Below are 26,133 nucleotides of genomic sequence, written 5' to 3'. Positions count from 1 at the left end.
CGTTCCGGCCGTGTCGTGCGGACGGCGGAGCCGACCTTACCTCTTCTTTATCTGTGCACTCTCAGTGGATCACCTGTGATGGTTCCGTGACTATCCAAGCAGGTAAGCCTTTCCTAAGATGCGCTCGTGAAAGCCCCTTCCGGCCTGCTCCCAGGCACCAAGACCGTTCCGTTCGCCTCCGGGCTCGCGGCCCACGGCGACCGCACGGCCGTCATCACCGCCGACGGCCCGGTGTCCTATCGCGAGCTCGCCGTACGGGTCGACGCCACCGTCCGCCGCCTCGGCCCGGCCCGGCGCCTGGTCCTGCTCGTCGCCGCCAACACCGTCGACGCTCTCGTCGTACACCTCGCCGCGCTGGCGGCGGGCCACCCCGCCCTGCTGGTGCCCGGCGACCACCCCGAGGCCGTGCGGTCACTGACCGACGCGTACGATCCGGACGTCGTGGCGCACGCCGACGGCGGGGAGTGGGTGCTCGACGAGCGGCGCCAGGTCTCCGCGCACGCCCTCCACCCGGACCTCGCGCTGCTGCTCAGTACCTCCGGCTCGACCGGGTCACCGAAACTCGTCCGGCTCTCGCACGAGAACCTGCAGGCCAACGCCGAGTCCATAGCCGAGTACTTGGACATCCGGGACACCGACCGCGCCGCGACCACCCTGCCGATGCACTACTGCTACGGCCTCTCGGTCATCCACAGCCACCTGCTGCGCGGCGCCGCGGTGATCCTCACCGGCCTCTCGGTCGCCGACGCCTGCTTCTGGGAGCTCTTCCGCAGCGCCCGCGGATCGGCCTTGGCCGGCGTCCCGTACACCTTCGACCTGCTCGACCGGGTCGGTTTCGCGACGATGGAACTGCCGCATCTGCGTTACGTCACCCAGGCCGGCGGACGGCTGGCGCCCGACCGGGTCGCGCGGTACGCCGCTCTCGGCCGGGAGGCGGGCTGGGACCTGTTCGTCATGTACGGCCAGACCGAGGCGACGGCCCGCATGGCCTACCTGCCGCCGCATCTCGCCCAATCCCGCCCCGAGGCGGCCGGAATCGCTGTCCCCGGCGGCTCCTTCCGGCTCCAGCCGCTGCCGGAGTGGCCCGGCGAGTCCACTGGCGAGCTGGTGTACGCGGGGCCCAACGTCATGCTCGGCTACGCCGAGAGCCCGCGCGACCTCGGACTCGGCCGTACGGTCGACGAACTGCGCACCGGCGACATCGCCCGGCGTACCCCCGACGGTCTGTACGAACTGGTCGGCCGGCGCAGCCGGTTCGCGAAGATCCTCGGCCTGCGCATCGACCCCCAGCAGGTGGAGGTGATGCTCGAAAGGCGCGGCATCACCTCCTGCTGCACCGGTGACGACGACGCGCTGGCCGTGGCCGTCGCGGGTGACCCGGAGGCTGTGGATCCGGCCGAGGTGCGCCGGCTGGTGACCGCCGAATGCGGTCTGCCGGCGCGCGCCGTACGCGTCCGGGTACTTCCCCAACTTCCCAGGCTCGCCACGGGAAAGCCCGACTACCGGGCGATACGCGAACTGACGGAAGCCGCACCCGGGGCCCCTGCGGACGTGGCCGGGTCCGTACTCACCGCCGCCGACCTGTGCCGGCTGTACGCACGGATCCTCGATCGGGACGATGTCACCGAGGACAGCAGCTTCGTCGGCCTCGGCGGCGATTCCCTGTCGTACGTCGAGATGTCGCTGAACCTCGAAGGGGTACTGGGGCGTCTGCCCGACAACTGGCACACGCTCCCCATCCGCGCACTCCAGCAGCCGTCGGCCCGGCCGGCGCCGAAGCGGCGCGGCGCCGGCGGTGGCCCCCTGAAAGCTCGCCGTGGCTTCCTGGAAACCCGCCGCCGTTCCCTGGAAACCAGCGTGGCCCTGCGCGCCGTCGCCATCGTGCTGATCGTCGGCTCGCACATCCATCTCTTCTGGATCAAGGGCGGTGCCCATGTGCTGCTGGGTGTGGCGGGGTACAACTTCGCCCGCTTCCATCTCAGTTCCGCCGGCCGGCGCGAGCGCCTCGGGAACATGGGGCGCAGCATCGCGCGGATCGTCGTGCCGACTGTGGCGTGGCTCGCGCTGATGCTGCTCGTCACCGACGACTACCGCATCACCAACGTCCTGCTGCTCACCAGCCTCCTCGGTCCCAACGACGGTTTCTGGTTCATCGAGGTCCTGCTCTACATGCTGGTCGCGGTGGCCGCGCTGCTGGCCCTGCCACAAGTGGATCGCGCCGAGCGGCGCTTCCCGTTCGCGCTCCCCGCCGTCCTGACGGCCCTGGGGCTGATCGGCCGCTACGACCTCTTCGGCCTCGACGCCCGGGGGCACGTTCCGCTGGTGGCCGAGGTCTTCTGGCTGTTCGCCCTGGGCTGGACCGCCGCGAGGGCGACCACGGCGCGGCAGCGGCTGCTCGTGAACGCCGCGGTCCTCGCGACGGTGCCGGGCTTCTTCCCCGGGGAGCTCGCCCGCGAGGTGGTCGTCGTGATCGGCCTGACTCTGCTGATCTGGGTCCGGAACATACCGAGCCTCACCTCCGTCAACCGGGTCGCGGGTGTCCTCGCGGGCAGTTCGCTCTACATCTACGTGACGCACTGGCAGGTTTTCCCGCGCCTGGAGGGCCAGTTCGCACTGGTCGCGACGCTCGCCTCGCTCCTCGTCGGCATCGCGTACGCCGCCCTCGCCACCCGCGTCATGAAGTGGCGGCCCTCCCTCCGCTGGTGGCGTACGGCGCCGGTCGGCCGCGGGCACGAAACCGGCGCGAACCCCGTCCGCTGACGGAGGCTCGCCGTCGCCGGGCTGCTGGTCACCGCGGCAGTCGTGTCGCACGTACTGCAGGGGCGGCGCGAGAGCATGCAGGAAGCCTCCCTCCGCACGCACGCCGTCGCCGAGGCGTCCGCGCACTCCCCGGAAATCGCCCCGGCGCCGGACAGCGCGGATCCCACCGCCGCGCTGCAGCCGTGGGCCGAGGAGGCCAGGCGGGGCGCCGGTGTGGACCTGATCGTCGTGTACGCGCCGGACGGGACCCGCTACACCCCACCGCTACCCGCCCCTCATCGGTTCGGCCGTCGCCGACGTGCGCAAGGGCGTCGCGCGCAGGCTCGCGGACTGGGGCCCGGACGAGGAATCCTTCACCACGGAACTGATCCTCAGCGAGCTGGTCACCGACGCCATCCGGTACGGAGCCGCCCCGATCCACCCGCTACACCGACAGCGGCAAGATCATCTGGTCGGAGCAGACCCCGGGCGGGGGCCAGCGGGCCGGTCACTGCGGCCGGACCGTGCCACGGCCCGGTGCAGTGGAGAGCGTTCCTCTTCGCCCAGGCCGCCCCACACCCCCGTGCGCTGTCCGGAACGCAACGCGTAGGCGAGGCACTGGCGGGTCACGGGGCAGCGCCCGCACACCTCCTTGGCCGCGGCCTGCTCGTCCAGCGCGGGTCCCTTGACCCCCACGGGGAAGAAGAGTTCCGGGTCGGTGTCCGCGCAGGCGGCCCTGTCCAACCACCTCTGGTCCATCGGGAGCCCATCCATGGGCCGCCGGGTGCCCGTACCGTCCGGGGCCAAACCCCACCTGTGGGCGATCCGGACATTAAGGAATGAAGACGCCCTCCGTGGGGACCCGGAGATCCAGGGAGACCGACTGGCGAGGAGAGAGCGATGCGCGCACTGACCTGGCACGGAAGGCGGGACGTACGGGTTGACACGGTGCCCGACCCGCAGCTGAAAGAGCCGACCGACGTGATCGTACGCGTCACCTCGACCGGCATCTGCGGTTCCGACCTGCACCTGTACGAGGTCCTCGGGCCCTACCTCGACCCCGGGGACATCCTCGGACACGAGGCGATGGGCGTCGTCGAGGAAGTCGGCGCCGGTGTGAGCGCGCTCGCGCCGGGCGACCGGGTGGTGATCCCGTTCAACGTCTCCTGCCAGCACTGCTTCATGTGCGAGCAGGGCCTGCACTCCCAGTGCGAGACCACCCAGGTCCGGGAACGCGGCATGGGCGCGTCGCTGTTCGGATACACCAAGCTGTACGGGCAAGTCCCCGGCGGGCAGGCCGAGTTCCTGCGCGTACCGTTCGGTGACAGTCTGCCGGTCAAGGTGCCCGAAGGGCCGCCCGACGAGCGGTTCGTCTACCTCTCCGATGTCCTGCCCACCGCCTGGCAGGCCGTCGAGTACGCCGCGATCCCGCCCGGCGGCACCGTGACCGTACTCGGCCTCGGGCCCATCGGCGACATGGCCGCCCGCATCGCCCTGCACCGGGGCGCGAGCCTGGTGATCGGCGTCGACCTGGTGCCGGAGCGGCTGAGCCGCGCCGGAACCCGCGGCGTCAAGGCGCTCGACCTGCGCACGTACGGCAAGAACCTGCCCGACGCCATCCGCGACCTGACCGACGGCCGCGGCACCGACTCCGTGATCGACGCAGTCGGCATGGAGGCCCACGGCGCCCCCGTCGCCAAGGCCGCACAGTGGATGACCGGCCTGCTGCCCGACGCCGTCGGGCAGCGGCTGATGGAACACGCCGGGGTGGACCGCCTGCACGCCCTGTACACCGCGATCGACGTGGTGCGCCGGGGCGGCACGATCTCCCTGTCCGGCGTGTACGGCGGCATGGCGGACCCGATGCCGATGCTGACCCTCTTCGACAAGCAGATCCAGCTGCGGATGGGCCAGGCCAACGTCAAGCGCTGGGTGGACGACATCCTGCCGCTCCTCGGCGACGACGACCCGCTGGGCGTCGAGGGGTTCGCCACCCACTGGATGCCGCTCGCGGACGCGCCGAAGGCGTACGAGATGTTCCAGGCCAAGCAGGACGGCATGGTCAAGACGCTGCTCAAGCCCTAGCCGGCCCGGCCGAGTTCGAAGACGCCGTACGCGAAACCCTCCGCCGTGATCCTGCCGCCGCCGATGTGTACGCCCGAGACCTCCACGGGCCGTGGGGGCGGGCCGGCGGACACGGCGGCGGGTGTGCTGACGCCGGCCGCGCGGTGCTGGGGATTGATGACGACCAGGTAGCGCCCGCCCCGCACATAGACGAACGGATGACCGTCGTGCAGGACGGCCACCGTGCCCGTGGTCCCGAACTCCGGGGTGGCGGTGCGCAGGGCGACGAGGCGGCGTACCAGGTGCAGCAGTGAGCCTTCGTCCTGGCGCTGGGCCGCCACGGTCGGCCGGTCCGGGTCGGGGTCGAGCGGAAGGTAGAAGCGGTCCGCCGGTGCGGTGGAGAAGCCGGCCCCCGGGGTGGTGTCCCACTGCATGGGGGTACGGGAGCCCGCCCGGTTGTAGCGCGGGCCCAGGACGCTGCCTTCGGTGTCGGGGAGGCCGGGGACGAAGCGCATGCCGATCTCGTCACCGTAATAGATGGCGGGGAGAGTCGGCCAGGTGAGCTGGAAGGCGAACGCGGCGGGGAGCTGCTCGGCGGTGCGCGGGCCGCAGTTGAGACGCGCGAAGTCGTGGTTGGCGGTGGGCAGCGCGGTGAACCCGCGCCCCGCGATGGTGGCGGTGGCGTCCTGCCACGCGTCGACGAAGGGGCGGGGCGAGCCCTTGCCCGCGGGGTCGAAAAAGCAGTCGACGGGGTCCCAGTCGTCGTTGTCGGTGCCGTGCCGGTTGTTCCACAGGGAGCGCAGGGGGCGGCCCACGGTCGGTCCGCCGAACTGCAGGAAGAAGTCGGCGTGGAAGCCCGCCGGTACGGAGACTGCCGGGTCGCCCCACTCCGCCAGCAGGACGGCCTCGGGGTGGGTGGCGTCGAGCCAGTGGCGCAGTCCGGTCCAGATCTTCGAGGTTTCGCTCTTGTCGGGGTCGTCCTTGACGAGCGAGGCGGCCATGTCGACGCGGAAGCCGGACAGGCCGAGGCCGAGCCAGTGGTCCATGATGTCGCGCAGGGCGGCCCGGTTGGCGCGCGGGCCCTCGGCGTCGACGGGCCGGCGCCAGGGTTCGGCCTGATTCATGCGGGCGTAGCCGAAGTTGAGCGCGGGCTGGGAGTCGAAGAAGTTCGGCAGGTACGCGCCGGGGCGGGCGCCGGGCGAGGCCACGAACCGCGCGGGCGGCGGCCGGGTGCCGTCGGTCCAGATGTAGCGGTCGTCGCCCGGGTCGTCGGCGGAGGCGGTGAACCAGGGGTGCCGGTCGGAGGTGTGCCCGGCGACGAGGTCGAGAAGTACACGGATGCCGCGTCGGCGGGCCGCTTCGACGAGCGCGGCGAGGTCGTCGTTGGTGCCGTAGCGGGGCGCGACCGTGAGGTAGTCGCTGATGTCGTAGCCGGCGTCGAGGAACGGCGAGGCGAAACAGGGGTTCAGCCAGACCGTGTTCACACCCAGCCAGGCGAGGTGGTCGAGGCGCTCGGTGATGCCGTTGAAGTCACCGATGCCGTCGCCGTCGGAGTCGGCGAAGGACTGCGGGTAGATCTGGTAGAAGACGGCGTCGGCCAGCCAGGCGGGGGTGGGGCGGAACGGTGTCATGGAGGGGTACTTCCCCTGGCGGGAGCGCGAAATGCCCCGGCCGGAAACGATCCGGCCGGGGCATCCGTACTGACTGGCACTAGTCCTGTTCGGCTCCCGCCGGGAGCGTACGCAGCTTCATGGTGGTGCGGGTGTTGAACGCCCAGTCGAGCATCTTCTTGGCGTCCGCGTAGCGGTTCGCGTCGTTGAGAATGACCCCCACGACCGTCCGGTCGCCCCGCTTGGCGGCGAACACCAGGCAGGGGCCCGCGACGGAACCGGTACCGGTCTTGATGCCGATCGCGCCGTTGTACGAACCGAGCAGCTGGTTCGTGTTGTACCAGGTGTAGACCCGGCCGTTGGTGGCCGTCTGCTTGGTGCTCTTTGCCTTCACGACCGACCCGAAGGTCGAGTTCCCGAGGGCGCGCCGGGCCAGCTTGGCCGAGTCGCGGGGCGTGGTGAGGTTGTTCCCCGCCCGCGAAATACCGTCGAAGGAGTCGTACTTGGTGTTGGTCATCCCCAAGTCCGAGGCCTTCTTGTTCATCTTGGAGATGAACGACTTGGTGCGGGCCGCCTCGGTGGTGCCCGTGCCGAACGTGTCGGCGATGGCGTACGCGGCGTCGCAGCCCGACGGCAACATCAGCCCGTACAGCAGCTGACGCACCGAGAGCTTGTCGCCCTTCTTCAGGTCGGCCGTGCTCGCACCGTTACGCGCGACGTAGTCGCGGTAGCTCTGCTTTACGGTGACCTTCTTGTTGAGGTCGACACCCCGGGTCTCCAGCACCACGACGGCCGTCATGACCTTCGTGGTGCTGGCCATCTGGCGCTTGGTGTCGGCGGACTTGCTCCACAGCGTCTTGTTCGGCTTGCTGTCGAGCAGGAACGCGCCCTTCGCGGTGACGGAAGGACCGGTGGCCGCCTGTGCGGAGGCCGTGGGTGTGATCACCGCGAATGCCGCCGTCGACGCGACCAGCGCCGTCCCCCAGCGGCGGACTGATATGCCCCCTGGTCTCACGTATGGTTCTCCGTTCCACTCACTGTACGAATCCTGTCGAACGGCATGTTCCCATCAGGTTCGCTGCGGGGGAACGGTGGGGTGAGTGTGAAGGTCCGGTGACCTGTTTTCGCCCACCAGGTGTCCACAAACGGACGCCACGGCCGTGGTGTCCGTGTCGCCCGGACGTCCGCCGCCATCCTCCGCGAACAGCTCGGCCGGCGCTGCCGAGTGAGTGCTGTCCGGGTTACCGCTGTCCGAGCCAGTCGTACGCCGCCTGCGCCGTGAATTCGTCCTGGCCGCCGGGGAAGAGCAGTCCGGCCGTGGCGAACGCCGGATCGTTCTCCGTCCCGCGCACATAGGGCACGGCGACGCACCGCATGCCGGCGGCGTGCGCTGCCGCCGCCCCGGCCGGGGCGTCCTCCAGTACCACGCAGTCGGCCGGGGCGGCGCCGATCCTGCGGGCCGCTTCCAGGAAGACGTCGGGCGCGGGCTTGCCGTGCGGGACCTCTTCGGCGGAGACGACCTCGGTGATCAGGGTGTCCAGCCCGGTGCCCGCGAGCACGGCCTCGATGGCGGCGCGGGAGGAGCCGGAGGCCACGGTCATCGGGGTCCCCTCGGAGTGCAGCCGCTCCACGAACTTCCGCATCTCGGGGAAGACCTCGGTGGCCGCGGCGGCCAGCTCCAGATACAGCCGGTTCTTGCCGGCGAGCATCTCGTCGAGCGGCGCCGTGATCCCGTACTGCTCACGCAGCACCGCCAGGGTCTCGCGGGTGCCGATGCCGATGAAGCGGGTGTGCTCCTCCCAGCCGAAATCCGTGACGCCGTACTGGGCGAGCAGCTGCCTGCCCGCCCGGTAGTAGTTCGGCTCGCTGTCCACGAGCGTGCCGTCGAGATCGAAGATGACCGAGGTGCGGTGCGGGCGGTTCATGGCACCAGCATGCCAAGCCGGTCCGTCACCGCTGTTTCGCGGCCGCCCTGCCCACCGACTCGACCAGCGGAAGCAGCCGGTGGGGCACCCGCTCGCGCAGCGCCACCTCGGTCCGCGTCCGTACGACGCCGGGCATCTGGATCAGCCGCTGGATGACGTCCTCCAGGTGCCCGTTGTCGCGGGCGGCCACCCGCGTCAGCAGGTCCCCGCCGCCCGTGATGGAGAACGCCTCGATGATCTCGGGCACGGCCGCCAGCTCGTCACCCACCTCGTCCAGATGCCCCTGGGTGACCTCGACGTGCACGAAGGCGAGCACGGGGTGGCCGAGGGCGGCGGGGGAGAGGGAGGGACCCGTACCGGTGATCACACCGTCGCGCTCCAGCCGGTCGAGCCGGGCCTGGAGCGTTCCGCGGGCGATGCCGAGGAGGCGGGCGTACTCGCGCACGCTGGTGCGCGGCTGCTCGATGAGCAGTCGCAGGATGCGGGTGTCGAGCTCGTCCACTGCCATGATCCGTTGGTCTCCTTCTGGCCCGGCGGTCTGCCCGTGAACTGTACCAATGGTTCAGTCATATCTGGTCGAGTTGAGCCAGTGTGCTTCTTGATGCTTTCCTTTACTCATTGATGGCGCCGCCAGCGCCGGACGGCAACGAAGCCGGCTTCCGGACCCGCGGCGCCTTTGCCATGTCCGAAGGTCTGAAGCGGGTGCTTCGAACGCCGAAGGGGGGCGGAACCTACCGTCGTGAAGAGGATGTTTACCGCTCCTGATCCGGGGCTCCTGCGGCTGCGCGTCTCCACGCGCGCCGTCATCGGCGTGGGCCTGTCGGTGGCGGCCGCCGAACTGGCCGGACTGTCCCTGACCGCCTCCATCACGGCGGGACTCGCCGCACTCCTCGCGCTCTTCACCGTCCAGGACGCGACACCGCGCCGCCAGGCCGCCACGACCGCGCTGCTGCCGGTCGTGGGCTTCCCCGTACTCGCCCTCGCGACGGTCCTGCACGGCGCGCCGCTCCTGCGCGACCTGGCGTTCCTGCTGGTCGTCTTCTGCGGGGCGTACGCCAGGCGGTGGGGACCGCGCGGGCACGCGCTCGGCATCTTCGCGTTCATGCAGTTCTTCGCCACCCAGTTCCTGCACGCCGTACCCGGGCAGCTGCCCGAGCTGTACGGCGCGGTGGCGCTCGCCGTCGCCGTGTCGGCGGCCGTGCGCTTCGGGGCATGGTGCATCGAGCGGCGCACCCCGCCGCCCGCCGCCCCGGCGCCACTGACCGGGCGCCGCCTCGCACGGCCCACCACCCGCCAGGCGTTCCAGGTCACCGCGGCGTGCGCGTTCGCGCTCGCACTGGGCCAGCTGCTCTCCCAGGAGCGCTGGTACTGGGCCGTCGGCACCGCGTGGTGGATCTTCGTCAACACCACCGCGCGCGGCGAGACGCTGGTACGCGGTTTCCGGCGCGTGCTCGGTACGGTCGCCGGCATCGGGGCCGGCCTGCTGATCGCGGTCCCGGTCGCCGGGGCCCCCGCGCCGACCGCCGCGCTGGTCGCCGTATGCGTCTTCGGGATCTTCTACACGGCCGCGCCCTCGTACAGCTGGATGATGTTCTTCGTGACCGTCATGGCCGGTCTGCTGTACGGACTCCTCGGCGTCCTGCACCCCGGCCTGCTCCTCCTGCGCTTCGAGGAGACCGCCGTCGGCGCCGTCGGCGCGGCCCTCGCCGTCGCCCTCGTCCTGCCCGTCACCACCCACGGCGCCACCGACGCCTGGATCCAGCGCGCCCTGCACTGCGTACGCGCCTGTACGGCGGACGCCGCGCGCCGCCTGGCCGGGGACGACGCCGCCGACCCGGCGCCCCGCGTCGCCGAACTGGAACTCCTCCTCGGCCGGGTACGGCTCACCCTCGCCCCGCTGGTGCATCCGCTCAGCCCGCTGCGCGCCCGGAAGGCGCGCGCCCTGCGGGTCATCGCCCTGCTCGACGACTGCGCCCGGCTGGTACGGGCCCTCGCCTCCGTCGCCGCCGACCCCGACGCCTCCCACGACGCCCGCCTCGCGGCCGCCTGCTGGCGCGTGGAGGCCGCTGTGGAGGCGCTCGTATCGCCGGCGACGGGACCGGCGGCCGAGAGGGCGCCGCTCGCGCCCGTACAGGCGACCGGGCATCACCCGGGGGCCGAGGCCGCCCTGCGTCATCTCCACGAGCTGGAGAGGGCGCTCGCCGACCTCGCCACACCCCTGCGCACCTCTGAGCGCGCCCCTCTCGTGAGCGCCTGAGCTGCATCAGGATGGTCTAGACCGGCTGCTACCGTCGGCCCGGCAGAATGTGATCGAAGCTGTCACAGCTCTTGCGGCTGTACGCGGTCAACTGGCGGAAAGGGGCTCCACGGTGAGCAGCAGCAACGAGGCCGAGCGGGCTGGGCGGTCCGGGAGGCCCGGGAGGGCATTCATCGGGTCGTTCACCTCGGCAGGGGGGCGCGGGATCACCGCCGCCGCGATGGACGGGGAGACGGGCGCACTGACCGTGCTCGGGTCGACCGACGCCGTCGCGGACCCGTCGTTCCTCGCGCTCGCCCCCGGTGGAAAGGTCCTGTACGCCGTGAGTGAGGGCGAGGACGGGGCGGCCGCCGCCTTCGACGTGACCGGCGACGGCGCCCCGCTCCCGGCGGGTGCGCCGGTCCTCGTGGGCGGCGCCTCGCCCACCCACCTCGCCCTCGCCGCCGGGCACCTGGTGACGGCCAACTATGGTTCGGGGAGCGTCACGGTGCTTCCCGTCGGCGCGGACGGCACCCTGGAAGCGGCCACCGGCGTACTCCACCACCGGGGCAACGGCCCCGACCAGGACCGTCAGACCGGACCGCACGCCCACCAGGTACTGCCGGACCCGACGGGACGCTGGGTGCTGAGCGTCGACCTCGGCACCGACTCCGTGCGGGTCTGCGAACTCGCGGCGCCCACCGGGACGCTGCGCGTGCACACCGAGACCGCGCTGCGGCCGGGCACCGGGCCGCGCCACCTGGCCTTCCACCCCGATGGCGGTCACGCGTACGTCCTGGCCGAGCTGGAACCGATCGTCGCCGTCTGCCGCTGGGACGCCGAGTCCGGAGTGCTCGTACCGCTCGGCGAGGTGCCTGTGGTGGGGCCGGGGACGGAGGGGCCGACGTACCCCTCGGAGGTCGTCGTCGCCCACGACGGGCGCTTCCTGTGGGCCGCGAACCGGGGGCACGACAGCATCGCCGTACTCGCGCTCGACCCGACCGGCGCCCATGCGGAGTTCGTCACGACGGTGGAGTGCGGCGGTCACTGGCCGCGCGACCTCGCCCTGGATCCCTCGGGGCGCAGGCTCTACGCCGCCAACGAACGCTCCGGGGACGTCACCTGGTTCGACATCGACCAGGAGACGGGCATCCCGCGCCGCGCGGGCTCCGTGGAGGCGCCGGCGGCGTCCTGCGTCGTGTTCGCCTGACCAAGCAGCCTGAGGCGCGCCTCAGAACGCTGGAGGAACGCCTGAGGGCCCGCACACCGTCACTCGGGTGCGGGCCCTCGGTCGTTCCTGCATGCCTGCGTGCCTTTACGCTCCGGCCTCCGTACCGCAGTCGGCGTGCGGTGGGAGGGCCTCGCTCAGTGGGCCGGCATGCCCTGTGCCTGCTGCTGCGGCGCGATGCCCAGCGCTGTCGTGTAGTGCGACAGCGCGAGCTTGCCGATCGCCGGGTAGGCGCCCAGCGGCTCGGCGGTGGCGCAGTCCGCCTCCTTGACGGCCGCGTCCAGCAGGCTGTCGGGCACCTCGGGGCCGATCACGTACGGCGCCAGGGCCAGCTGCGTCGAGCCGGAACCGCGCAGCTGCTCCGCGACGGCGCCGACCGAGCCTTCCTCGTCGAGCGCGGCCGCTATCACCGGTACGGCGAGCCGCGCGGCCAGCAGCATGCCGGTGATGCCGGCGGCCTGCACGGCCTCGTCGCCGCCCACGGTGGCCAGGATGATGCCGTCGGCCGCGGTGGCGACCGTGAACAGCCTGGCGCGGTCGGCGCGGGACAGGCCCGCCTCGGAGAGGCGCACGTGCAGGGCCTCGGCGAGCAGCGGGTGCGGGCCGAGGACGTCGGTCAGCTCGACGGCGGCGCGGCTGTCCATGACGGCCTGCCGTATCCGGCGCATCAGGGCGTTCTCGGGGCCGGCGAGCAGCGGCACGACGACGGCGGCCGGGCCCTGCGGCTCAGCGACCTCGCGGCCCGCGGCGAGCGCCTGCTCGTAGCGGGCGGCGCGCTCGGCGGCGGTGTGCGCGAGAACGCTCTCGAGCGTGGGGTACTCGCCGTTGTCGCCGTCGAGGTAGCCGATCCGGGCGTCGAGGCCGGGCAGCTCGGAACGGGCGATACTGACGACTTCCTCCGCCAGGCTGCGCGACGCGCTGCCCGGGGTGCCGGGGACGGCGAGGACAAACGCGGGCGCGCCCTCGGGAGCCACCGCGGGTTCCGGCCGGCGGTGCCGTCCGGACTGTCGTGGTCGCGGCATTCGTACAGGCAGGCCGGATGCGGGCCCAGTGGGGGAGCTCATGGCGCCGCATGCTACTGGGTTTGTGTGCTCGGCTGTTCGGGGAGGGGGCATTGAAGCGGTGTCTGTCCCCTTTTATCCCGTGAGTCGCTATGAGTTCAACTGCCCTGCTCTGTCGGTACATGCAAGAGGAGCCCGTCGACCGGCAGCCGCAGGCCGTCGGCGGCGAGCGACGCGGCGACGCGCACCGCTCCGGCCAGCGGATCTCCCCCAGCCGGGACGCTGCGCGCGTGCGGCAGCCGCTCGGCGAGTGCGGCCCGCAGAGGTACGAGCAATGCCTCGCCCATGTTGAACAGGCCACCGGTGAGGGCGACCTCGCACTCCCCGGACGGTGGGCAGACGGCAGCGGCCGCCTCGGCGATGTGCCCGGCCGCATCCCGCAGGATTCCCGACGCGACGGGATCGGCGGGTCCGGCCGTCGCGCAGCGGGCCACTTCCGGCGCGAAGGAGGCGAGCAGGGCTGGGCGGTCGGCGCGCGGGTAGAGCAGTCCCGGCAGTTCGGGCGCGGGACCGAACACCGCCTCCACGCGGGCCAGGAGGGCCGGAGAGCCGCCCTTGCGCCCGTCGTGGGCGCGCATCGCCGCTTCGAGCCCGGCGCGGCCGATCCAGGCACCGCCGCCGCAGTCGCCGAGCAAATGCCCCCAGCCGTCGGCCCTGCGCCAGTGGGACAGGTCCGTACCGAGCGCGATCATCCCGGTGCCGGCCGCGACCACCGCTCCCGGCCGCATGCCGAGCGCTCCCGCGTACGCCGTGACGGCGTCGGCGGCCAGCGCCAGCCGCCGTACGCCCAGGGCGTTCTCCAGTGCCCCGGGCAGCCGGGCGCGCAGGTCGTCGCCGAGGGTCGCCATACCGGCGGCGCCGATCGCCACCGCGCCGACCCTGACGGGGCGCGCGGCGCCGTCCCGGTCTTCGGCGTCCTCGAGCAAGGCCCGTGCCATGGGCAGCAGCTGGTCCAGCAGATGCGTCGCGTCGATGCCGGCGGGCCCGGTGCGTACGGGCTCACGCGACACGGTGGTCTCGGTGCGCCCGGTGCCCAACTGCCCGGTGTCCGTGACCTCCGCGAGCGCCACCCGCAGCCCCGACCCGCCCGAGTCGACCCCCAGCACCCACGACGTCACGGCAGCCGCCAGTCCACCGGCTGCGCGCCCTGGCGGGCCAGGAGTTCATTGGTCCGGCTGAACGGCCGTGAGCCGAAGAAGCCGCGGTCCGCCGACATCGGTGACGGGTGCGCGGACTCGACGGCCGGGAGGTCGCCGAGCAGCGGCCGCAGGTTGCGGGCGTCACGCCCCCACAGCACGGACACCAGCGGCTTTCCGCGCGCGACGAGCGCCCGGATCGCCTGCTCGGTCACCTCTTCCCAGCCCTTGCCGCGGTGCGCCGCAGGCTTGCGGGGAGCCGTGGTGAGCGCCCTGTTGAGCAGCAGTACGCCCTGCCGGGTCCACGGCGTCAAGTCACCGTTGGACGGCCGGGACAGCCCGAGGTCGGTGTGCAGCTCCCGGTAGATGTTCTCCAGGCTGCCGGGCAGCGGCCGCACCTCGGGCGCCACCGAGAAGCTGAGCCCCACGGCGTGCCCCGGGGTGGGGTAGGGGTCCTGGCCGACGATCAGGACCCGTACCTCGTCGAACGGCTGCTGGAACGCCCGCAGGACGTTCGCCCCGGACGGCAGGTAGGTGCGCCCGCCGGCGATCTCCGCGCGCAGGAAGTCGCCCATAGCGGCGACCCGTTCGGCCACGGGTTCCAGAGCGTCCGCCCACCCGGGCTCGACGATCTCTTTCAACGGTCTTGCTGCCACGGGCGTCACTCTACTGGCGGCCCGCCCACTCCGATCAACCGATCACCGCCGCCCGCACGCACAGCACATCTGGCAGATGAGAGGCGAGCATCCGCCAGCTGTCCCCGTCGTCCGCGCTCGCGAAGAGCTCGCCGTTGCGATTGCCGAAGTACACCCCCGCCGGGTCGGAGTCGTCCGTACAGAGCGCGTCGCGCAACACCGTTCCGTAATGCGCCTCCTGGGGCAGTCCGGCTGTCAGCGGCTCCCAGCTCTTGCCCGCGTCCCCGGTGCGGTAGACCCGGCATTTGTTGTCGGCGGGCACCCGGTCGGAGTCCGCCGTGATGGGGAAGACATACGCCGTGTCCGCGCGGTGCGGATGCGCGGCGGCCGCGAAACCGAAGGTCGAGGGCAGCCCCGTTCCGATGTCGGACCAGTTCGCTCCGGCGTCGTCGCTGCGGAACACGCCCCAGTGGTTCTGCAGATACAGCCGGTCGGGATCGGCCGCGTCCTGGGCGATCTTGTGTACGCACTGGCCGAACTCCGGGTCGGGATCGGGCAGGAAGACCGCCGACACCCCCTTGTTGGACGGCGCCCAGCTCGCCCCGCCGTCGAGCGAGCGGAACACCCCGGCCGTGGACACCGCGACCGTCAGGGCCCGGGCGTCCCGCGGATCGGTGATGATCGTGTGCAGCCCCTCGCCGCCACCGCCCGGCACCCACTGCGAGCGCGTCGGGTGTTCCCACAGCGGTCGTACGAGCGCGAAGGACTCGCCGCGGTCCTCGGACCGGAACAGTGCGGCCGGCTCGGTCCCCGCGTACACCACGCCGGGCGCCTCGGCCCCGGCCGGACGCAGCTGCCAGACCCGCTCCAGCGACGCGTCCGTGAACTCGGGGAACTTCACGGCAGGCTCCTTCGGCTCGACCCAGGTCGCGCCCAGGTCGTCGGAGTGGAAGACCGAGGGGCCCCAGTGCAAGCTGTCGCCGCCGACGAGCAGCCTGGGCGAAGGGCCACGGGCGTCGATGGCGATCGAATACACCGCCTGCGCGTTGAAGTGGGGTCCGTCGATCTCCCACTCGCCACCGCGCCTGCGGCCGATGAAAAGCCCTTTTCGTGTTCCTACAGTGAGCAGTACGTCGGACATGGCCGGTACCTCCAGGACGCCGTTGTCTCAGATACGGGCCAGTGTGCACCCGACCACTGACAGTGGCCCCCAGAGCGGGCGTTGCCGCAGCTCAGACGGCATGCCGGGCGCACCGTGCCACGCAGAGCCGCCCCTGCGGACCGCCTAGATCACGTCTGCGGCCGTCGTCGCGGCGGACAGCAGCGGCGGCAGGAACCGGCGGGCGAGCGCGCCCGGCGCGAGCCGCTCCGGTTCGACGTAACTCTGACCGAGTGCCCCCTCCCGCAGCGCGATGAGGACCCGGACCAGATCGTCGAGGTCGACGGTGGGCCGCAGTCCGGCCCGCTCGAAGAGGTCGCGCAGCAGCCGGACCGCCTCCGCGCGCAGCCGGGCGTCGTGATCGGCGAGCATCCGCGCCGCTCTCGGGTCGCGGATGGCGTACAGGGTGAACTCCGTGGTCACCAGGAACCAGGTGCGCTCGTCCGGATCGACGTAAGCCAGCAGCTCGGCGATCCGGCCGACGGTCAGCTCGTCGTCGCCGATCTCCGCCGCCGTCCGGGCGATGCGCCCCAGCTCCCGGTCGGCATGCGCGTCGAAAAGTGCGAAGAACAGCTCGTCCTTGGTCCGGAAGTTGGAGTAGAAGGCGCCCCGCGTGTAACCGGCCCGCCGGCAGATGTCCTCGATCTTCGCCCCCTGGAAGCCCGATTCGGCGAACACCTCCCGCGCGGCGTCCAGCAGCCGCGCCAGCGTCTGCGGCCGCCGCTTGGTCGTTCCCTTCGGCATCGGCCACCTCACTCCCGGCAGTTCCGAACCCTTCGGCCCGGACCCTTGACAGCGCGTACGGCCTCGGAAAGCATCCCGACCCGTATCGGATACGCGAATGTATCCGATGGACGAGGAGGCACACCATGCCAGAAGCGACGCCCCCCACCATGTCCCAGGTCATCACGGCAGCCGTCGGCCCCATGCCCGAGGGGGTGTCGCTCCCGACACCGCCCTCCTTCGATTCGGCCGACGACGAACGGCGCTACCGCAAGGGACAACTGGCCGCCGGGTTCAGGCTGTTCGGCAAGTTCGGCTTCTCCGAGGGCGTCGCGGGACACATCACCGTCCGCGACCCGGAGCACCCCGACGCGTTCTGGGTCAACCCCTTCGGCATGAGCTTCGGCCAGATCAAGGCCTCCGACCTGATCCTCGTCGACCACGAGGGCAACCTCCTGCACGGCAACCGCCCCGTGAACCGGGCCGCGTTCGTCATCCACTCCGAGGTGCACAAGGCGCGCCCCGACGCCCTGGCCGCCGCGCACTCCCACTCCCTGCACGGCAAGGCCTTCTCGAGCCTCGGCATACCCCTCGACCCGATAACCCAGGACGCCTGTGCCTTCTTCGAGGACCACGGCGTCTACAGCGACTACCAGGGCGTGGTCAGCGACGCCGAGGAGGGCAAGCGCATCGGCGCCACCCTCGCCTCGTACAAGGCCGTGATCCTCCAGAACCACGGCCTCCTGACGGTGGGCAAGTCCGTCGCCGAGGCCGTGTGGTGGTTCATCACCATGGAACGGTCCTGCCAGGCCCAGCTGCTGGCGATGGCCGCCGGTACGCCCAGGCTCATCGACCGGGACACGGCGCTGCACACCCGCTCCCAGGTCGGCGGCCACTTCGCGGGCTGGTTCCAGGCGCAGCCCCTGTGGGACCAGATCACCGCCTCCGATCCCGACCTCTTCGACTGATGAGCCACCTGGCCGGGTGCGGCATCGCCGACATCACGGGGGAGGCCGCCGAGTGCGGGATGCTCGGGTACGGCAAGGCCGATCAGCAGACGTCCGGGATCCACACCCGGTTGCACGCGCGCGCGTACGCCTTCGCGGACGGTGAGCGACGACTGCTGCTCGTGGTGTGCGAACTGCCGCTCATGTCGGCAGGGGTCGTACGAGAAGTACTCTGTCGGCTGCCCGACGGCTACACCGAGTCGAACGTCATGATCACCGCCACGCACACCCACTGCGGGCCCGGCGGCTACTTCCATCACGCGCTCTACAACAGCAACACGGGTGGCTTCCGGGAGCGTACGTACGGTGCGATCGTCGACGGCATCGTGGAAGCCGCCGAAGCCGCGCACGCGGACCTCGCTCCCGCCGTACTCCGGCTGGCCCACGGCGAGCTCCTGACGGCCAGCGTCAACCGGTCGAAGCGCGCCTTCGACCGCAACCCGGCAGCGGACAGGGCGCACTTCCCGCACGCCGTGGACCCGCAGACCACGGTGTTGCGCATCGAGCGAAACGGACGGCTCGCGGGAACGGTCAATTGGTTCGCCACGCACAACACCAGCATGAGCAACAGGAACACGCTCATCAGCGCCGACAACAAGGGTTACGCCGCCTCCCGCTGGGAGGCGGGGGACCCGGGCGTCGTCGCCGCCTTCGCGCAGACCAACGCCGGAGACATGTCGCCCAACCTCAACCTCGCGCCGGGCAGCGGCCCCACGGAGGACGAGTCGGAGAACACCCGCATCATCGGCACCCGCCAGTACGAGGCGGCCGCCGCGCTGAACGGCGACGAGACACCCATGGTCCTGGACGCCCGCCTGACCCACGTGAACCTCTCCCGCGTGACCGTACGGCCCGAATTCACCGGAGACGGACGTACGCACCGCACCTCGGGCCCCGTCGCGGGCGCGGCGGCCTTCGCGGGGGCCTGGGTGGACGGGCCGGGCTTCAAGGGCTTCAGACCGGGCCGGAACCTGCTCTGGGACACCCTGTCGCACCAGATCGTCTACCCCCTCGCGCCCCGTCTGCGCGACGCCCAGGCGCCCAAGGGCCTGTGCCTGCCCGCAGGGCCCGTCAACCGCCTCCGCCCCATGGTCCAGGAGCGGCTCCCGGTGCAGTTGCTGCGCATCGGTCCGCTGTACCTGATCGGCCTTCCCGCCGAGGTCACGATCGTGGCGGGGCTGCGGCTGCGGCGTACCGTCGCCGCGATCGTCGGAGCGGAACTCGCAGACGTACTGGTGGCGGGCTACAGCAACGCGTACGCGCACTACGTGACGACACCCGAGGAGTACGACGCCCAGGAGTACGAGGGCGGCAGCACGCTCTTCGGCCGCTGGGAATTGCCCGCCCTGTGCCAGAGCGCGGCCGGCCTCGCGCAAGCCATGCGGGACGGCAGGCCCGTCGCCCGGGGCACGCCGGAACGCATACGGCCGCCACGCGGGCGGTACCGGCGGCGGAGGAGCGACGCCCCCCACCCGGGACGGGACTTCGGTGACGTCCTCTCGCTCGCCACCACGGACACCCGCGTCACGGCCCGCTTCGTCGGCGCGCACCCGGGCAACGACCTGCGCAGGGGAGGCACTTATCTGGCGGTGGAACGCCGGGACGCCGGGGAGTGGACGAGGATCGCCGGCGACGGCGACTGGTCCACGACATTCCGCTGGGCAGGAGCGGGCGTGTCAGCCGGACACGAGGCCTCCACAGTGACCGTCACCTGGGACGTCCCTGCGGACACGCCTTCCGGTGTGTACCGGATCCGTTACTTCGGAGACACCGCCGGGGGTCCGTTCACGGGAACGACGGAATCCTTCGAGTGGAACCGGACCGTACGGAACGATCGTTATAACACCGGGAGCGATCAGTAGTACCGATGCGAGGGGAGTGCGCCGGTGACCAACGGTGCCGTACGGATCGACGGGGACAGTCTGCTGCTGCCGGGCGGGGTGCGGGTGCGTTTCGTACGTACGCTGCGCCTGCCCGAGAAGGGGACGCACTCCCTGCCGCCGGGCCTGGGCAACTTCCCGCTGCGCAGGGTCGAGGACTTCGCGGCCACGGTGCCGCAGGAGTGGCTGGCCAGAGGCGGCGTCATGCTGCCTGTGTATCTGCGTGAGGCGATGTGGCTGAGCTTCGCCGGGACCGTGGAACCGGGCGCCCTTCAGGTGGGCGTCGGGAAGGTGTGCGCGGTGTCGGGGAAGCCGTGGAACAGCCGGCTTTCACGGGGCCCGCAGAACTACCTGGTCCTGCCGCGCCAGCCGTGGCTCGACGGGATCAACTCCGGTACGGGCACGGTGCGGCAGTTCGTCGCGGTGCCGCTCGGGATGGGCGCGACGGTGGAGGGCCAGGTCACCGGCGAGGAGAAGTGGGGCGGACTGCAACTGCAGTCGTGGCCGCTCGCGGACGGACCGCTGGAAGCGTGGCGGCAGGAGCAGCGGCGAGCGGCGGAGCGGCGGGCCGCGATGCCGCCGCCGGCTGCCGCGTACGGCGCGCCCGCCCCAGGGGCGCCCGCCGCTCCGGCCATGATGTCCGCTTCGGGAGCCGGCCGGGGCGGTGCGCCCGCGCCGCGGGCCCCGGGTGCGGCGATGGGACTGGGAGTGGGCGGTTCCATGCGCCAGGAGGTCTACAAGGACGACCGGCCCGCCTCCGACTGGGCCGCGGGGCCCTCGGGCCGCGTCTTCGTGCACCTGGTGACCCCGCCGGAGTGGCGGCGTATCACCGGTGAAGAGCCCCCGCCGTCCCCCGTCGACCGGGCCGCGTACACGCGAGCGGGCCTGCCCTGGTTCGACTACTACGACGCCGACGGCGAGGACCTGGCGCCCACGGACACGCTGGGCGGTGTCAAGCCGGTCGGAGAGTGGCTGGGCGACGACCACACACCGTGGCAGCAGCCTTCACCGCATCAGGTGAAACCGCTCGGCGACGCACCGGGGAAACCGGTGGCGGACGGCGGCTGGTAGGGGCCGAAGAGCCGGACCGCTGCCCGCACCAGCGGCTCCAGCCGCACTCTTCGTACTGCCCGTACTGTCCGCACCGACCGCATTTTCCGCACCGACCGCGCCGACCGCACCGGACCGCACCGTGCGTGTGCCGTGACCCCCGAGGAGCCGTTCCATGACCGGTAAGGCCGAGACCCCGAGCTTCTCCTGGGCCGAGGTCTCGGCCAGGCGGCTGGAGCGCAACGCGTTGTCCGCGCCTGTGGCTTCCGTGGCCTCCGCCGCATCCGTCATGTGCGGCGCCCATGCCCAGGTGCTGTCCGCGGCCGAGCTGTCCCTCGCGATGCGTACGGCCAAGGGGACCCGGGCCGACGTACGCCACGCCCTGTGGACCGAGCGCACCCTGGTCAAGACCCGGGGCCCGCGCGGGACCGTACATCTGCTGAGCACCCAGGATCTGCCGATGTGGACCGGTGCGCTGTCCGCGATGCCCGGCGGCCGGAGCACCCAGGGACAGGCGTCCCTGCTGACGCCCGACCAGACGGAAGCCGTCGTCGAAGCGATAGAGGTCGTACTCGCGGACGCGGAGCTGACCGTCGACGAACTGACCGAGGCGCTCGCCGAGGAGGCCGGCCCGTGGGCCGCGGACCCCGTCATGGAGGCGTTCCAGGGCTTGTGGCCCCGCTGGTTCCAGGCCGTCGACACGGCGGCGAACCGCGGCGCGCTGTGCTTCGGCCCCAACAAGGGCCGCAAGGTCACCTACACCAGCCCCAGGCGCTGGCTGCCGGACTTCCGGCCCGCCGATCCGCCTGTCGCCCTCGCGTGGCTCGTCGAGCGTTATCTGTACGCCTACGGGCCCGCCACCTCCCAGCAGTTCGCGCGCTGGCTCGCCGCGCCGCCGCGCTGGGCCGCCGAACTCTTCGCCTCGCTCTCGGCACGACTCCAGCAGGTGGAGCTGGAGGGCGAGCCGGCCTGGGTGGCCGCCGGGGACACCGCGATGCCCACAACGGAGCCGCGGGGCCTGCGGCTGCTGCCGTACTTCGACGCGTACGTCATCGCGTGTCAGCCGCGCGAACGGCTGTTCCCGGGACGCGCCGCCGAGCGTGCCCTGTCCGGCGGCCAGGCGGGCAATTTCCCCGTACTGCTCGTCGACGGCGTCGCCGCCGGAGTCTGGCACCAGCGCCGCGCCGGGCGCAGGCTCCACATCACCGTCGAGCCTCTGGCCACCCTCACCGCCACGCAGCGAGGCGCCCTCGACATCGAGGTGAGCCGCGTCGGGGAGATCATGGAGGCCGTTCCCGAAGCGTCCATCGGCACGATCACGGTGGGCGCGCACGCCTGAGGAGAAAAACCATGCCCGACATCCGCCTGTACGCCCCGGACGATTCGGCCGCCCTCGTGGAGGTCGCCCCCGGACCGGCAGGGAACGCGGAGACGGGGCAGATCCACATCGGCGCGCGGGGCAGCCAGTACGTCCCCCTGGTGGCCACGCCCGAGCAGGCCCGGGAGCTGGCGGCGGCGCTCGTGCGGGCGGCCGACGCGGTCGAGGCGCAGGTCAAGGACACGTACCCCACCGTCACAGCGGGCGAGCTGCGCCGCGGGGACGTACGCACGGGGGAGCGTGTGATCACCGTGGAACGCGTCCGGGTCGACGGTGACACCGTCCACGTCACATGGGCGTCGGACGTCGGGCGCCACTGGACGCAGAGCTACGCGACGGACGCGGAGATCGCCCTGCGGCGACGCGCGTAATCCGTCGGCGAAAAATCCTTCTGGTGCAGGGGAGTTGACCTGCCATGGGCGCCTGCCTATGTTCTCGTTCGGGATTGTGGTCAATGTCCGATATTTCGAACGAACACCAGGAGCCCGTATGCACAGTCAGAGAAAGCCCAGACGCCGTCTCGCCGTCGCGTCGGTGGTCCTCGCCGGTCTGACGGCCGCACTGGTCGTCACGCCCACCGAGGTCCCGGCCGCGGCCGAGCCAAAGACCGCCGACTACTCGATCAGCGTCGACGCGGCCAGTACCGGCCCCGCGATCGACGACTCGATGTACGGCGTGTTCTACGAGGACATCAACCACGCGGCTGACGGCGGGCTGTACGCCGAGCTCGTGCAGAATCGTTCCTTCGAGTACGACCCCGCCGACAACCGCGCGTACACCCCACTGACCGCCTGGAAGGAAACCGCGAGCGGGGGAGCCACCGGCACAGCACGCGTCGTGGACGACGGCGGACGGCTGAACGAGCGCAACCGCCGCTACCTGCGGCTGGACCTCGGCGGCGACGGCGAGGGCGACAGCGCCCGCTTCGGCGTCGCGAACTCCGGTTACAACGCGGGGATCGCGGTCCGCGCCGGAAAGAAGTACGACTTCTCCGTCTGGGCACGCACCGACCGTCCGGACGGAACACCACTCGGCATCGAACTGCGCGACGGAGCGACTCAGTTGGCGAAGCCGCTGCGCATCACAGCACGCGGCGACCGCTGGACGAAGTACACCGGCACCCTCACCGCCCGCACGACCGGCGAGGCCGGCCGCCTCGCCGTCACCGCGGGCGGCAGCGGCACCGTACGGCTCGACATGGTCTCGCTCTTCCCCCGCGACACCTACAAGGGCCGACCGAACGGCCTGCGCAAGGACCTCGCCCAGAAGATCGCCGCCCTGAAGCCCGGCTTCCTGCGCTTCCCCGGCGGCTGCCTGGTCAACACCGGCAGCCATGAGGCGTACGAGGCCCCGGACTTCGAGCGTGAGCGTTCCTACCAGTGGAAGGACACCGTCGGCCCGGTCGAGCAGCGGCCGGTGAACGCCAACTTCTGGGGCTACAACCAGACGTACGGACTCGGCTACTACGAGTACTTCCAGTACGCCGAGGACATCGGCGCGATGGCCCTGCCCGTCGTCCCCGCCCTCGTCACCGGCTGCGGCCAGAACAAGGCGACCGACGACCCCGCCCTGCTCCGCCGCCACATCCAGGACACCCTGGACCTCATCGAGTTCGCCAACGGGCCCGTGACCTCACCGTGGGGCAGGAAGCGGGCACAGATGGGTCACCCCAGGCCCTTCGGCCTGACCCACCTGGAGGTCGGCAACGAGGAGAACCTCCCCGACCAGTTCTTCGCGCGCTTCACCGAATTCCGCAAGGCCATCGAGGCCGAGTACCCCGCCATCACCGTCATCAGCAACTCCGGTCCCGACGACAGCGGCGCCACCTTCGACCGCGCCTGGCAGCTGAACCGCGACGCCAAGGTCGCCATGGTCGACGAGCACTACTACAACAGCCCGCAGTGGTTCCTGGAGAACAACGAGCGCTACGACACGTACGACCGCCAGGGCCCCAAGATCTTCCTCGGCGAGTACGCGTCGCTCGACAACCGCTTCTCCAACGCCCTCGCCGAAGCCGCCTACATGACCGGCCTCGAACGCAACGCGGACATCGTCAAGCTCGCCTCGTACGCCCCCCTCCTCGCCGACACCAACGACGCGCAGTGGCGGCCCAACATGATCTGGTTCGACAACGCCACCTCGTGGGGCAGCGCCAGCTACGAGACACAGAAGCTCTTCATGAACAACGTCGGTGACGAGGTCGTACGCAGCCGCGCTTCCGGCACCCCGGCCGTCAGCGGCCCGATCACCGGCGCCGTGGGCCTCTCCACCTGGGCGACGGCGGCGGCGTACGACGACGTGCGCGTCACGTCGGCGGACGGCGCGAGCCTCTTCGCCGACGACTTCTCCGGCGACGACAGCCGCTGGACCAGGGCGGCGGGCACCGGCTCCTGGTCCGTCAAGGACGGCGCGTACGTCCAGTCCGACGCGGCGGCCGAGAACACCCTGGTCACGGCGGGCGACCCGGCCTGGCACGACTACGACCTGAAGCTCAAAGCCACGAAGCAGTCCGGCAAGGAAGGCTTCCTGATCGCCTTCGGCGTCAAGGACACCGGCAACTACTACTGGTGGAACCTCGGCGGCTGGGGCAACACCCGTTCCGTCGTCGAGAAGGCAGCGGGCGGCGCCAAGCAGACCCTCATCGAGCGCGGTACGACGATCGAGACGGGCCGTACGTACGACGTCGAGGTCCGGGTACGCGGCCGGCAGGTGACGCTCTTCCTCGACGGCAAGGAGTGGGGCAGCTTCACCGACGACAAGGCCGCCGAGCCCTTCCGCCAGGTCGTCACCCGCGACAAGGCGAGCGGCGAACTCATCGTCAAGGTGGTCAACGCCCAGGACGCGCCCGCCCGTACGCGAATCGACCTCGGCCGGCACACCGGCATCGCGTCGCCCAAGGCACGCCTGACGACGCTCCAGGGCGCCCCGGACGCGGTCAACACCCCGGCCGACCGGCCGATCACGCCCCGCCGCTCCACCCTGGACGGGATCGACAGCACCTTCACGTACACCTTCCCCGCGCACTCCGTCACCTTCATGCGCATCAAGACGGACTGAGCCCGGCCACAGACCGAAGCCCCCTGCCGGACCCATGTCCGGCAGGGGGCTTCAGCGATGCCTGTCAGCGGTGCGAGAAGGCGTGCACCGTGGTCGAGCGGTACGTCGTTCCCGGACGCAGCACCGTCGACGGGAACGACGGCTGGTTGGGGGAGTCCGGGAAGTGCTGCGACTCCAGGCACAGTCCGTCGCCCTGGCGGTAGAGCCGCCCAGAGGTTCCGGCGAGCGTGCCGTCGAGGAAGTTGCCACAGTAGAACTGCATGCCGGGCTCGGTCGTGTACATCTTCATCACCCGTCCCGAACCCGGGTCGGCGAGGGTCAGCGCGTACCCGGGAGCGGACGTGATGCCCTTGTCCAGCGCCCAGTTGTGGTCGAGCCCCTGCCCGTACAGCACCTGCTGATGCGGGACACGGGCCTGCTCACCGATCGTCTTCGCCCGCCGGAAGTCGAAGGGCGTTCCCGCGACGCGCGCGAGCTCGCCGGTCGGTATGAGGGTGGCGTCGACGGGCGTGTAGCGGGCGGCGGCCATCTCCAGGGTGTGACCGTCGATCGAGCCGCTGCCCTCGCCCGCCAGGTTGAAGTACGTGTGACTGGTGAGGTTGGCGACCGTCGCCCGGTCCGTCGTGGCCTCGTAGTCGATCCGCCAGTCGCCGCGCGCCGTGAGCGTGTACGTGACCTTCACCTTGAGCGTGCCGGGGTAGCCCATCTCGCCGTCCGGACTGATCCGCCGGAGCACGAGCCCCCGGTCGGAACCCCGGCTGAAGGGCTCCACGTCCCACACCTGCTTGTCGAAGCCCTTGTCGCCGCCGTGCAGGCTGTTCGGACCGTCGTTCACGGGAAGCTGGTACGTACGCCCGTCGAGCGTGAACCGGCCCTTGGCGATGCGGTTGCCGTAACGCCCGATCAGCGCGCCGAAGTACGGCGACCCGGCGACGTAGTCGTCGAGGCTGTCGAAGCCCAGCGAGACGTTCGCCATCGCTCCGTGCCGGTCCGGCACCTCCAGGGACTGGACGATCCCGCCGTACGAGAGGACCTTCAGCCGGGTCCCGCCGTTGGCGACGGTCCAGCGGTACACCTTCGTGCCGTCGGCCAGCCGGCCGAAGAGCTCCCGCGAAGGGGAGCGGCCGGTGGAGGCGTACGCCGTCCCCGCGCCGGCCAGGCCGACGGCCGCCGCACCCGCTCCCGCCGCCGCGCCCGCCAGTACCGTGCGTCTGCTCGTGCTCATCTCTGTGACTCCTTCAGGAA

General features: G+C 71.4%; 21 protein-coding genes. 10 read left to right on the top strand and 11 right to left on the bottom strand.

The window, feature by feature from the left end:
• Window positions 1–126: 126 nt before the first annotated feature.
• A complete protein-coding gene (locus AC1P0E_RS02975; protein ID WP_482740585.1) occupies window positions 127–2,760 on the top strand; it encodes an AMP-binding protein in 2,634 nt (877 codons plus the stop codon).
• 444 nt (window positions 2,761–3,204) lie between these two features.
• On the opposite strand, the gene AC1P0E_RS02970 is transcribed toward AC1P0E_RS02975, so the two are convergent.
• The gene (locus AC1P0E_RS02970; protein WP_482740584.1) at window positions 3,205–3,498 is read right to left on the bottom strand and encodes a WhiB family transcriptional regulator; all 294 of its coding nucleotides are present in this window, start codon (window positions 3,496–3,498) and stop codon (window positions 3,205–3,207) included.
• Window positions 3,499–3,639: 141 nt separating this feature from the next.
• Between AC1P0E_RS02970 and AC1P0E_RS02965 the strand changes: the two genes are divergently transcribed.
• The gene (locus AC1P0E_RS02965) at window positions 3,640–4,824 is read left to right on the top strand and encodes a zinc-dependent alcohol dehydrogenase (RefSeq protein WP_482740583.1); all 1,185 of its coding nucleotides are present in this window, start codon (window positions 3,640–3,642) and stop codon (window positions 4,822–4,824) included.
• On the opposite strand, the gene AC1P0E_RS02960 is transcribed toward AC1P0E_RS02965, so the two are convergent.
• The 4 genes from AC1P0E_RS02960 to AC1P0E_RS02945 form a co-directional block, all read right to left on the bottom strand.
• Window positions 4,821–6,434 carry an alpha-amylase family glycosyl hydrolase gene (locus AC1P0E_RS02960; RefSeq protein WP_482740582.1) on the bottom strand — a complete coding sequence of 538 codons (1,614 nt, stop codon included), beginning with the start codon at window positions 6,432–6,434 and terminating at the stop codon, window positions 4,821–4,823. The genes AC1P0E_RS02965 and AC1P0E_RS02960 overlap by 4 nt on opposite strands.
• 79 nt (window positions 6,435–6,513) lie before the next feature.
• Window positions 6,514–7,428 carry a D-alanyl-D-alanine carboxypeptidase family protein gene (locus AC1P0E_RS02955; protein WP_482740581.1) on the bottom strand — a complete coding sequence of 305 codons (915 nt, stop codon included), beginning with the start codon at window positions 7,426–7,428 and terminating at the stop codon, window positions 6,514–6,516.
• Between the two features lie 226 nt (window positions 7,429–7,654).
• Window positions 7,655–8,338: an HAD family hydrolase gene (locus AC1P0E_RS02950; RefSeq protein ID WP_482740580.1), complete on the bottom strand. Its 684-nt coding sequence runs from the start codon at window positions 8,336–8,338 to the stop codon at window positions 7,655–7,657.
• Window positions 8,339–8,363: 25 nt separating this feature from the next.
• The gene (locus tag AC1P0E_RS02945; RefSeq protein WP_482740579.1) at window positions 8,364–8,846 is read right to left on the bottom strand and encodes an Lrp/AsnC family transcriptional regulator; all 483 of its coding nucleotides are present in this window, start codon (window positions 8,844–8,846) and stop codon (window positions 8,364–8,366) included.
• Window positions 8,847–9,086: 240 nt separating this feature from the next.
• On the opposite strand from AC1P0E_RS02945, the gene AC1P0E_RS02940 reads away from it, so the two are divergent.
• Window positions 9,087–10,595, top strand: coding sequence for an FUSC family protein (locus AC1P0E_RS02940; RefSeq protein ID WP_482745633.1), 1,509 nt, complete (start codon window positions 9,087–9,089; stop codon window positions 10,593–10,595).
• A gap of 112 nt (window positions 10,596–10,707) precedes the next feature.
• Entirely contained in the window at window positions 10,708–11,784 is a 1,077-nt protein-coding gene (locus tag AC1P0E_RS02935; protein WP_482740578.1) for a lactonase family protein, read from the top strand.
• A 155-nt stretch (window positions 11,785–11,939) separates the two neighbouring features.
• Here the strand turns inward: AC1P0E_RS02935 and AC1P0E_RS02930 are convergent, their stop codons facing one another.
• The 5 genes from AC1P0E_RS02930 to AC1P0E_RS02910 all read right to left on the bottom strand — a co-directional run bounded on the left by AC1P0E_RS02930 (window position 11,940) and on the right by AC1P0E_RS02910 (window position 16,537).
• The gene (locus tag AC1P0E_RS02930) at window positions 11,940–12,866 is read right to left on the bottom strand and encodes a sirohydrochlorin chelatase (RefSeq protein WP_482740577.1); all 927 of its coding nucleotides are present in this window, start codon (window positions 12,864–12,866) and stop codon (window positions 11,940–11,942) included.
• A gap of 95 nt (window positions 12,867–12,961) precedes the next feature.
• Window positions 12,962–13,981, bottom strand: a complete 1,020-nt coding sequence (locus AC1P0E_RS02925; RefSeq protein ID WP_482740576.1) for an N-acetylglucosamine kinase — start codon at window positions 13,979–13,981, stop codon at window positions 12,962–12,964.
• Entirely contained in the window at window positions 13,978–14,655 is a 678-nt protein-coding gene (locus AC1P0E_RS02920; protein ID WP_482740575.1) for a uracil-DNA glycosylase, read from the bottom strand. The genes AC1P0E_RS02925 and AC1P0E_RS02920 overlap by 4 nt, the downstream gene beginning before the upstream one ends.
• 34 nt (window positions 14,656–14,689) lie before the next feature.
• On the bottom strand, window positions 14,690–15,775 hold the full coding sequence (locus AC1P0E_RS02915) for a WD40/YVTN/BNR-like repeat-containing protein (protein ID WP_482740574.1): 1,086 nt from the start codon (window positions 15,773–15,775) through the stop codon (window positions 14,690–14,692).
• 144 nt (window positions 15,776–15,919) lie between these two features.
• Window positions 15,920–16,537: a TetR/AcrR family transcriptional regulator gene (locus tag AC1P0E_RS02910; RefSeq protein WP_482740573.1), complete on the bottom strand. Its 618-nt coding sequence runs from the start codon at window positions 16,535–16,537 to the stop codon at window positions 15,920–15,922.
• Between the two features lie 125 nt (window positions 16,538–16,662).
• On the opposite strand from AC1P0E_RS02910, the gene AC1P0E_RS02905 reads away from it, so the two are divergent.
• From AC1P0E_RS02905 to AC1P0E_RS02880, 6 genes are all read left to right on the top strand, one after another.
• Window positions 16,663–17,484: a class II aldolase/adducin family protein gene (locus AC1P0E_RS02905; RefSeq protein WP_482740572.1), complete on the top strand. Its 822-nt coding sequence runs from the start codon at window positions 16,663–16,665 to the stop codon at window positions 17,482–17,484.
• Window positions 17,484–19,385 carry a neutral/alkaline non-lysosomal ceramidase N-terminal domain-containing protein gene (locus tag AC1P0E_RS02900; protein ID WP_482740571.1) on the top strand — a complete coding sequence of 634 codons (1,902 nt, stop codon included), beginning with the start codon at window positions 17,484–17,486 and terminating at the stop codon, window positions 19,383–19,385. Before AC1P0E_RS02905 ends, AC1P0E_RS02900 begins: the two co-directional genes overlap by 1 nt.
• Window positions 19,386–19,409: 24 nt before the next feature.
• Entirely contained in the window at window positions 19,410–20,474 is a 1,065-nt protein-coding gene (locus tag AC1P0E_RS02895; protein WP_482740570.1) for a hypothetical protein, read from the top strand.
• 154 nt (window positions 20,475–20,628) lie between these two features.
• Window positions 20,629–21,792: a winged helix DNA-binding domain-containing protein gene (locus tag AC1P0E_RS02890; protein ID WP_482740569.1), complete on the top strand. Its 1,164-nt coding sequence runs from the start codon at window positions 20,629–20,631 to the stop codon at window positions 21,790–21,792.
• An 11-nt stretch (window positions 21,793–21,803) separates the two neighbouring features.
• A complete protein-coding gene (locus AC1P0E_RS02885) occupies window positions 21,804–22,202 on the top strand; it encodes a hypothetical protein (RefSeq protein ID WP_482740568.1) in 399 nt (132 codons plus the stop codon).
• Window positions 22,203–22,320: 118 nt separating this feature from the next.
• Window positions 22,321–24,888, top strand: a complete 2,568-nt coding sequence (locus AC1P0E_RS02880; RefSeq protein ID WP_482740567.1) for an alpha-L-arabinofuranosidase C-terminal domain-containing protein — start codon at window positions 22,321–22,323, stop codon at window positions 24,886–24,888.
• Between the two features lie 64 nt (window positions 24,889–24,952).
• Here the strand turns inward: AC1P0E_RS02880 and AC1P0E_RS02875 are convergent, their stop codons facing one another.
• Complete coding sequence (locus AC1P0E_RS02875) at window positions 24,953–26,113, bottom strand: aldose epimerase family protein (protein ID WP_482740566.1); 1,161 nt, start codon at window positions 26,111–26,113, stop codon at window positions 24,953–24,955.
• Window positions 26,114–26,133: the final 20 nt, after the last annotated feature.

Source organism: Streptomyces sp. TRD_SC_5 (assembly GCF_056836825.1).
Note: the sequence above shows the minus strand (reverse complement) of the source record. Positions and strands in the feature narration are given on the sequence as shown.

Excerpts from the sequence above, each read along its gene's own strand:
- AC1P0E_RS02970 (WP_482740584.1), bottom strand. The coding sequence starts at position 3,498 with ATGGACCAGAGGTGGTTGGACAGGGCCGCCTGCGCGGACACCGACCCG.
- AC1P0E_RS02965 (WP_482740583.1), top strand. The coding sequence starts at position 3,640 with ATGCGCGCACTGACCTGGCACGGAAGGCGGGACGTACGGGTTGACACG.
- AC1P0E_RS02960 (WP_482740582.1), bottom strand. The coding sequence starts at position 6,434 with ATGACACCGTTCCGCCCCACCCCCGCCTGGCTGGCCGACGCCGTCTTC.
- AC1P0E_RS02950 (WP_482740580.1), bottom strand. The coding sequence starts at position 8,338 with ATGAACCGCCCGCACCGCACCTCGGTCATCTTCGATCTCGACGGCACG.
- AC1P0E_RS02945 (WP_482740579.1), bottom strand. The coding sequence starts at position 8,846 with ATGGCAGTGGACGAGCTCGACACCCGCATCCTGCGACTGCTCATCGAG.
- AC1P0E_RS02940 (WP_482745633.1), top strand. The coding sequence starts at position 9,087 with ATGTTTACCGCTCCTGATCCGGGGCTCCTGCGGCTGCGCGTCTCCACG.
- AC1P0E_RS02930 (WP_482740577.1), bottom strand. The coding sequence starts at position 12,866 with ATGAGCTCCCCCACTGGGCCCGCATCCGGCCTGCCTGTACGAATGCCG.
- AC1P0E_RS02915 (WP_482740574.1), bottom strand. The coding sequence starts at position 15,775 with ATGTCCGACGTACTGCTCACTGTAGGAACACGAAAAGGGCTTTTCATC.
- AC1P0E_RS02910 (WP_482740573.1), bottom strand. The coding sequence starts at position 16,537 with ATGCCGAAGGGAACGACCAAGCGGCGGCCGCAGACGCTGGCGCGGCTG.
- AC1P0E_RS02905 (WP_482740572.1), top strand. The coding sequence starts at position 16,663 with ATGCCAGAAGCGACGCCCCCCACCATGTCCCAGGTCATCACGGCAGCC.
- AC1P0E_RS02900 (WP_482740571.1), top strand. The coding sequence starts at position 17,484 with ATGAGCCACCTGGCCGGGTGCGGCATCGCCGACATCACGGGGGAGGCC.
- AC1P0E_RS02890 (WP_482740569.1), top strand. The coding sequence starts at position 20,629 with ATGACCGGTAAGGCCGAGACCCCGAGCTTCTCCTGGGCCGAGGTCTCG.
- AC1P0E_RS02885 (WP_482740568.1), top strand. The coding sequence starts at position 21,804 with ATGCCCGACATCCGCCTGTACGCCCCGGACGATTCGGCCGCCCTCGTG.
- AC1P0E_RS02880 (WP_482740567.1), top strand. The coding sequence starts at position 22,321 with ATGCACAGTCAGAGAAAGCCCAGACGCCGTCTCGCCGTCGCGTCGGTG.
- AC1P0E_RS02875 (WP_482740566.1), bottom strand. The coding sequence starts at position 26,113 with ATGAGCACGAGCAGACGCACGGTACTGGCGGGCGCGGCGGCGGGAGCG.